This window comes from Nocardiopsis lucentensis DSM 44048 (assembly GCF_000341125.1).
In the GTDB taxonomy this organism is placed as follows: Bacteria; Actinomycetota; Actinomycetes; order Streptosporangiales; family Streptosporangiaceae; genus Nocardiopsis; species Nocardiopsis lucentensis.
This window is the reverse complement of record NZ_ANBC01000729.1, coordinates 1-8,146: the sequence shown is the minus strand read 5'-3', so window position 1 is coordinate 8,146 and position 8,146 is coordinate 1. Positions and strand designations below refer to the sequence as shown.

Below are 8,146 nucleotides of genomic sequence, written 5' to 3'. Positions count from 1 at the left end.
GGACGGCCGCCTCGGACGTGTACCAGCTCGCGTCGACGATCTGGACGATGCTCGTCGGCCGTACGCCGTTCACCGTCGGGGACGGGTTCGACGCGCAGGAGTACGCGCGGCGGGTGCTGACCGAGGAGGCCCCGCCGGTCGGACGGCAGGACATCTCCCGCAAGCTCCGCGGTGTGCTCTCGCGCGCCCTGGCCAAGGCACCGCAGGAGCGGCACGAGAGCGCGGCGGACTTCGCGGCCGCGTTCGAGCAGGCACGCACGTCGCGACCGGCGACGACGGTCTCCGGTCCCAGCGGTGCCCAGGCTCCGTTGACCGGGGCGAGCGCCCCCGTCGACCCGCCCCCGGTGCCCGGTGGGGCTCAGCCCCCGACCTCGGTGCTGCCGACCACCGCCCCCGAGGCACCGCCCGCGGGGCCGCAGAACCCGTACCCGCACCCCGTACCCAGCGGGGAGCAGGCACCCCACACCGGTGCGCAGACCCCACCCCAGGAGCCCCACGCGGCTCCTTCCGGCGCGCAGCCCCCCTTCCCCGGTCCGCACACCGCACCCTCCGGGGCCCAGGCACCGATCTCGGGACCCCACGCCACACCCTCCGGGGCCCAAGCACCGCTCTCAGGACCCCACGCCACACCCTCCGGGGCCCAAGCACCGCACCCGGGACCACAGACGCCTCCCCTCTCATCCCAGGGCGAGCAGGTGTCACACACGCCTCAGGAATCCCAGCCGTATCCCCCCACCACAACTGGCCATTCCAGCGCTGAGGTATCCCAGGTCCCATTCCCGTACGCTGTCCCCGGTGGCGTACAGGCCGCGCACACCCCCCACGAACCCCAACCACCCCACCCCGCCGCGGCCGCTCACCCCGACGCGCAGGTGCCGCCATCGAGACCACAGGCCTCCCACCCTGTCGCCGATGGGGAGCAGGCACCCCACACCGGTGCGCAGACCCCACCCCAGGAGCCCCACGCGGCTCCTTCCGGCGCGCAGCCCCCCTTCCCCGGTCCGCACACCACACCCTCCGGGGCCCAGGCACCGCACCCGTCCCCGTACTCCGTCCCCAGCGGGGAACAGGCCGCGCACACGCCCCAGCAGCACCTCCCCACACCGCCCTACGCGGTGTCGGCCCCCGGACACGTGCCCAACGCCCCCCTGTGGCCGCGGCAGACCCCCGAAGCCCCGGCCCCACCCGCGGCCCCTCCCCACCCCGCCGAGCACCCGCCCGCGCCCGCGTCGACGCGCCTCGACAGCGCCCGGCAACTGCGCGGCGACCAGCCCACGGCTGCGCCCGGGGACGACCAGAGCGGTAGCAGGCTTCCCGCCACCAACGCGGGTGGCACCGCCGAGATCATGATGGCCAAGCTGCGCGGCGAGGAGATCTCCCCACTGCTCGCCTGGTCGCGCGTGGAGGGGTGGAGCGGCACGACCGAGTCGGGCCGCCTGCCCGAGGACGGGGCCGCCGCCCGGAGGGACGAGACCCCCGAGTGGCCCGCCCTCCACGAGCCGGACGTCTCCCAGGCCCGCTGGCGCAAACACCTCCACCTCGCGGCGAGCGTATGCGGAATCCTGCTGCTCACCTCCGTTTCCGGAGCCTTCGCGTCGACCGGGCCCCAGACGCCGATCCTCTCGGCCGCCGAGCCCGAGGAGCCCGCCGCCGAGCCGAGCCCCGGAACCGACGAGGCCACCGGGGACGAGGAAGCCACCGGCGACGGCGCGGACGGGATAGTCGAACCGACCGTCCCCGAACCGATCAACGCTCCCACGGACGTGCGCCTGGCGGACACCCTCAACGCCGTCCAGCTCAGCTGGACCGACAACAGCGGCGGGACCGCGCCCTTCTTCGTGGTGGGCGGACCGCGAAACGTCGAACCCACGACCCTGGCCCGGACCGGTGCCGGGGTGACCTCGGCTCAGATCACCACCACCGACACCTACGGCGAGTACTGCTTCACCGTGGTCGCCGTCGACGGCTCCTCGGCCCCCGCGGAGGAGGTGTGCACCACCCGTGCCGCTGACCGCGCGGCCGCCGCGGCGGCCGAGGCGGAAGCGGAGGAGGAGGCCGCCGAGGAGGACGAGGCCGAACCGTCGGACGCCCCCAGCCCGGATTCCGGGGAGTGATCGTGTTCCCCTGACCCCCGGCGTGTCGTCGGCGCACCAGCTCGGATAGCGTTTCTCCCGCCGTGTCGCGGTTTCGCACGAGGAGCGCCGATTGTCCGGGGTCGTCGTAGGGTTCGGCGTCATCACCAGCGTCGTCGTCATCGGCTACATGCTGGGACGGATCCCCCTCCTGGGACCGGGCGCCAAGGACGTCCTCACCAGGCTCGCCTTCTATGTGGCCAGCCCGGCGCTACTGTTCACGATCCTCTCGCGCGCCGACCTCTCCTCCCTGGTGTCGACCTCGGCCCTGGCCAGCGTCCTGACCGTGCTGACGATCGGCCTGGCGTTCGCCTTCGTCGCCGCCGTCCGGGGGTGGGGGCTGGGCCGCTCCGCTGTCGGTACCCTCTGCGCCTGTTACGTGAACGCGGGCAACCTGGGCATCCCCATCGCCGCGTACGTGCTCGGCGACGCGTCCCTGGTGGCGCCCATCCTCCTCATGCAGCTGCTCGCGCTCACCCCCCTGGGGCTCACCGTCCTGGACCTGTCCCACGGGGGAGTGCGCGGGGTGGGCCCGGTCCTGCGGCGGGCGTTGGGCGCCCCGGCGCGCAACCCGATCGTCATCGGGTCGCTCGCCGGTGTCCTGGTCTCCGCTTCCGGGTGGCCCCCGCCCGCGCCGCTCATGGAACCGTTCGACCTCGTCGGCGGTATGGCCGTGCCCGCCATGCTGCTGGCGTTCGGGATCTCGTTGCACGGAAGCGGCCTCCCCGGGCGCGGTCCGGAACGCGGTCCCGTGTTCGTCGCGGTCGTGCTCAAGTCGTTCGCGCAACCGCTCGTCGCGTGGGCGATCGGCGCGTTCGCGTTCGGGTTGACCGGCACGACGCTGTTCTCCGTGGTCGTGCTCGCCGCCCTGCCGACCGCGCAGAACGTCTTCACGTACTCCGTCCAGCACCGGACGGGGGAGGGGCTCGCACGCGAGGTCGTACTGATCACCACGCTCCTCACCATCCCGGTCCTGTTCGGGGTCACCTTCCTGTTGGGCTGACACGGCCACGCCCCGCCGGGTGCGCTCCCGGCGGGGCGGCCGACGGCCCGTCTCGCCCGGCCTCCGTCACTCCGTGAACGGCACGTCCTCGACCTCCCCGAACGACCCGGCGCGCAGGGTGACCCGGTCGACCTCGGCGGGCGGCGCGGCGAACACCGCGACCAGCTGGTACGTGTTGCCCGGCTGCATCTCGTGGACCTCCTCCGCGAAGCCCGCGTAGCTGTCGCCGCCGAAGTTCAACAGCGTGACGTAGCGGACCAGGTCGGTGTCGGGCTCCAGAAGCTGGAAGCCGCCCAGCGCGCCCTGGCTGAACTCGGTCGGTCCGCCCGGGGACACGGCGTCCTCCCCGCCCATGTCGGGCAGCACCGGCTCGTCACCGGTGTTGGTCAGCGACACCGTGCTGATCACGTAGGCGCCGTCGCGCCGCAGCGGGTGCACGTCCATCCGCACGTCCCCCTCGGTGACCGAGGCGACCACCTCGGCGGTGTCGTCCTCGACGAAGGCGGCGGGCGGGAAGACACTGCGCTCGCTGGAGCCCAGGGCCTCGTCGTCGCGATCGTTCCCGGTCCTGGCGTCACCGGACCGGTCCACGCGGTAGGAGAACTCCACGCGCCGGTTGCGGGCACGCGCCTCCTCGTCGTCAGCGCCGCCCTCCTCGGCGACCGGCTCGGTGGCCCCGCGCCCCTCCACGGTGAAGTCGTACCCCTCACCGAGTTCCTCCGCGAGGACCTCCCGGACGGTCTCGGCCCGCTCGACGGACAGCTCCTGGTTGTAGGCGTCGGAGCCGCGGCCGTCGGTGTGGCCGATCACGGTGACCTCGGGGTCGTCGGGGTCGATGTTGTGCTCCAGCGACCGGGCGGCGCGCCGGACGACGTCCTCGGCCTCCGCGGTGAGCTCGGCCGAGTCGAAGGCGAACATGACGTCGGAGCGCAGAGCGACGGTCTCGGTGTCGCCGTCGCGGGTGGTGGAGGCGACGTCGGAGTCGACGAAGCTCTCCATCTCCCCGACGTGCTCCACGGCCTCGGCGTCGGGACGCCGGTTCTCGAACTCGACGGTGTCGCCGGACTCGGGGTCGAAGTCGGGATCGGCGCCGTTGGGGGCCTCCGGGTCGGGACGCTCCTCGTCGACGTCCACCACCGGGATGCCGGTCATGGCGCCGAGGCCGCTGCCGACGAACGTGACCTGGGTGACCTCGTCGGGAAGGCGCGGGAAGTACCAGCGGTACCGGTTGGTGGCGTCGACCTCGACGGGGTAGTAGCGCCCGTCCCGGGGTGCCACGGAGCCGTACCGGTCGCCGTCCTCGTCCAGCAGTGCGCGAAAGGCCCGTCCGCTGACGGGGTCCACCAGGGTGTCCGGCATGGCGAGGTTGCTGTTCCGGCCCCGGAAGTGGTCGATGTAGGTGCTCTCGGTGTACAGGACGGTGTACTCGTCGGTGCGCTCCAGGCCCGTGACGGAGAAGCGGAGCGTGGAGTCCTGGCCGGTGTCCTGGAAGATCTGCCCCTCACGGGTGTAGGGGAAGTCGACCTCGACGGGTTCGGGCGTGGGCTCGGGGGGCTCCGGTTCCTGGCTCGGACCGGGCGACGGTTCGGGCGGCTCCGGGCTGCTGCCGCCGGTGAGGTTGGTGAGGTCGGGGACGACTCCGCAGCCGGACAGTGCCAGCGCGGTCGCGACCACCAGCGCGGTGGCGGTCAGGGGGCGTGACGTGTTTCCGCTCCGCGGCGCGTTCATGCGGTTGACTCCTACAGTGTTTTCGCTTGCCAACGACAACTACGACGCAAGCAACACTGTGTTGGTTCGCGGTGCGGATTCCCCTGTGGACAACCCCTCAACGCCCCCTCCTCCGACCTACGGTGGTAACCGACAGCAACCCCCCGCGCTCCGGAGGTGACCGTGCCGCTCCGCCATGTCCCCTGTCCGCAGGGCGTTCTCCCCATACTGGTGACCGCGCTGTCCGCCATGCTGGCGTGGGTACTCCTGGCCACGTGGGCGGTTCCCGGAGCCGCCGCCGGGGTTGCGCAGGTCTGTGGCGGCCACGCGCCGCGAAGCGGCGAGGAACTGGGCGAATCCGTGGACGCGCAGAGCTTCCTGGACACGCGGGTACCCGAGTTCCTGGAGGAGTACGGTGTCCCCGGGGCGGTGGCCACCATCGTGTCGAGCGGCGAGCGGACGGGGTACGGGGGCTACGGACACGCGGACGCCGAGCACGGGAGCGAGGTCGACCCCGACCGCCACGTGTTCCCCGTCGGATCGATCGCCAAGGTGTTCACCGCCGTGGCCGTCCTCCAGCTCGCGGAGGAGGGACGGATCGACCTCCACGAGGACGTCAACGCCTACCTCCCCGAGAACGCGAGGGTCCCCGCCACCCCCTCCGGGCGTCCGGTCACCACCCACCACCTGCTCACCCACACGGCGGGGTTCGAGGAGGCGATCGCCGGACAGGGCGCGTTCGACTCGTCGGAGCTGGCATCCCTGCCGGACCACGTCGCGGCGGCCGAACCCCGGCGGATCTTCGAACCCGGCGAGTTCGTCGCCTACTCCAACCACTCCCTCAACCTGGCCGGGCTCATCGTCGAGGAGGTGTCCGGTACGCCGTTCGGGGAGTACGTCCGCACGCACGTGTTCGAGCCGCTCGGCATGGCGGACAGCGCGTTCGGCCCCCTGCACGAGCTGGCCCGCGCACACGACCTGCCCGTCGCCCACCGCTCCGACGGCACCCCGGTCACCGGCTACCACCTGGGTGGAGAACCCTCCGGACTGGCGATCGCCTCCGCCTCGGACATGGCACGGTTCCTCCAGGCCGTCCTCAACGGCGGGGAGCTCGACGGCGAACGTGTGCTGTCGGAGGAGTCCGTCACCGCGATGCTGGACCGTCAGGCGGGCGGGCACCCGGAGGTCACCGGGGTCGGCTACGGCACCTGGGAGTGGCGACTGGACCGGCCCCGCGTGGTCGGCCACGCCGGGGACCTGTTCGGGTTCCACAGCATGTTCGTCGTCGTCCCCGAGGCCGAAGTCGGCTTCCATGTCGCGATCAACGGCGACGGGACCACCGACGCGGACGGACGGGACATGCGCATGGCCCTCAGTGAGGCGTTCATCGAAGAGTTCGCACCCGTCGCCGAGGGGTCCGGCACAGACAGCTCCGAGCCGCTGGGAACGGGTCCCTCCGCCGGGCCGGGCCCGGCGGAGGAGGAAGCCGCCGTGCCACCGGGCGGGTACGCGGGTACGTACGTCGCGACCCGCCGCACCACCAGCGGTCCGGCCTCGGTGTACTCGCTGCTGTCCTGGGTGCGGGTGCGCCAGGGCGAGGACGGGGCCGTGGTGGTCGACTCCGTCGGTCTGCCCGAACAACGGTTCCTGCCCCTCGGCGGTGGTTTGTTCGAGGAACGGGAAAGACGCGACCGGATCGGGTTCATCACGGCCGACGATCAGGTGACCGGGCTGTCCTTCGACACCAACCCCACGACCGCCTACCAACGCGTGGCGTGGCCGGACTCGCCCCGGGTCCACGCGATCGCGGTCGGAGCGGCCCTCCTCGTGCTGGCGACTGTGCTGGTGTGGCCTGCGCTGGCCTTGGTCCGCCTGCTCCGGCGCCGTCCCAGCCCTCCTCGGGGCGCGGCCGCCGCGCGCTGGTGCGCCGCGCTCGCCGCCCTCGGGGCGTTCGCCACCGTGGGTATGTTCGCCTACCTGTTCACCGACCCGAACCTGCTGCTCGCCCTGTTCTTCGCGGACTCACCGGTGCTGCTGGTTCCCCTGACCCTGGGGGCTGCGGCCACTCTCGCGGCCCTGGTCCTCACCGCTCTGGCCTGGCGGCGCGGCTGGTGGTCGGCGGCCTGGCGGGTCCACCACACCCTGGTCACCGTGGCCGCGCTGTTCGTGGTGCTGATCGGGGTGCGCTACCACCTGGTCTGGCCGCTGGGCTGACCCCGGAGCAGAACGGAGCGCACACGCCATGTGTCGGTCAACGCCCGTCCGGGAATACCCCAATGGCGGGGTCCGTCCCTCTCCCCCTTGGGGGGCGGGCCCCGCCACCGCGTCCGGCTCGGCCGGGTCGGGACGGCACGAGGCCTCCGGCGGACGGATCATCCGTCCGCCGGAGGCCTCGTTCACGCGCGAAGGGCCGCACCACACCGGTCCAGCGCTCGGAGGCCGGGCCTCCGAGGAGGGTCGGCTACCCCCAGGCGAGGGCGGTCAGCTCGGGGTCCTCCAGCGCGGTGCCGATGTCCCGCAGCACCTTGGAGCCGAGCTCGCCGTCGACCAACCGGTGGTCGAAGGACAGCGACAGCGTCGTCACCTTGCGCACCGCCAGCTCACCCTCGTGCACCCACGGCATCTCCCGGATCTGACCGAAGGCCAGGATCGCCGCCTCGCCCGGGTTGATGATCGGGGTGCCCGCGTCCACGCCGAACACGCCGACGTTGGTGATGGTGATCGTGCCCTGGGACATGTCCGCCGGGCTCGTCTTGCCCGCCCGCGCCGTGTCGGTCAGATCCTTCAGGGCCCCGGCCAGCTCGGGCAGGGTCTTGGCGTCGGCGTCCTTGACGTTGGGCACCACCAGACCCCGGTCGGTGGCGGCCGCGATCCCCAGGTTCACGTAGTCCTTGACCACGATCTCCTGGTTCTCCTCGTCCCAGGACGCGTTGACCTCCGGGTTGCGGCGGATCGCCATGAGCAGCGCCTTGGCCACCAGCAGCAGCGGCGAGACCCGCACGTCGGCGAAGTCGGGCCGCTCGCGCAGGCGTGTGATCGCCTCCATCGTCCGTGTGACGTCCACCTGGAGGAACTCGGTGACGTGCGGCGCCGTGAACGCGCTGCCGACCATCGCCGCCGCCGTGTGCTTGCGCACCCCCTTGATCGGAATCCGCCGCTCACGGGCGGCCCGGTCGGTCGTGACGGCCGGGGCCTCGGCGACCGGAGCGGCCGGAGCCTCGGCGGGCTCGGCCGCCGCGCGCACGTCCTCGCGGGTCACGATCCCCCCGGGGCCGGTCGGCGTCACCGACGCCAGGTCCACCCC

The 8,146-nt window shown here is 72.6% G+C and carries 5 protein-coding genes; 3 read left to right on the top strand and 2 right to left on the bottom strand.

Annotation, left to right across the window (positions count from 1 at the left end; translation table 11 throughout):
- Both D471_RS40465 and D471_RS0125620 read left to right on the top strand, forming a co-directional pair.
- Positions 1-2,114: protein kinase family protein (locus D471_RS40465; RefSeq protein ID WP_161630120.1), on the top strand; the 2,114-nt coding region annotated here is incomplete at its 5' end.
- A gap of 91 nt (positions 2,115-2,205) precedes the next feature.
- Positions 2,206-3,135 carry an AEC family transporter gene (locus tag D471_RS0125620; protein ID WP_017601263.1) on the top strand — a complete coding sequence of 310 codons (930 nt, stop codon included), beginning with the start codon at positions 2,206-2,208 and terminating at the stop codon, positions 3,133-3,135.
- A gap of 66 nt (positions 3,136-3,201) precedes the next feature.
- On the opposite strand, the gene D471_RS0125615 is transcribed toward D471_RS0125620, so the two are convergent.
- Positions 3,202-4,863 carry an OmpA family protein gene (locus tag D471_RS0125615; protein ID WP_017601262.1) on the bottom strand — a complete coding sequence of 554 codons (1,662 nt, stop codon included), beginning with the start codon at positions 4,861-4,863 and terminating at the stop codon, positions 3,202-3,204.
- A gap of 210 nt (positions 4,864-5,073) precedes the next feature.
- Here D471_RS0125615 and D471_RS36180 point away from each other — a divergent pair, with 210 nt between their 5' ends.
- Positions 5,074-7,056 (top strand): serine hydrolase domain-containing protein, encoded by a 1,983-nt coding sequence (locus D471_RS36180; protein WP_017601261.1) that lies wholly within the window; start codon positions 5,074-5,076, stop codon positions 7,054-7,056.
- Positions 7,057-7,303: 247 nt separating this feature from the next.
- Here D471_RS36180 and D471_RS0125605 read toward each other — a convergent pair.
- On the bottom strand, positions 7,304-8,146 hold an 843-nt coding region (locus tag D471_RS0125605; RefSeq protein WP_017601260.1), incomplete at its 5' end, for a dihydrolipoamide acetyltransferase family protein.

Coding starts and splice junctions, on each gene's coding strand:
- D471_RS0125615 (WP_017601262.1), bottom strand. CDS start 4,863: ATGAACGCGCCGCGGAGCGGAAACACGTCACGCCCCCTGACCGCCACC.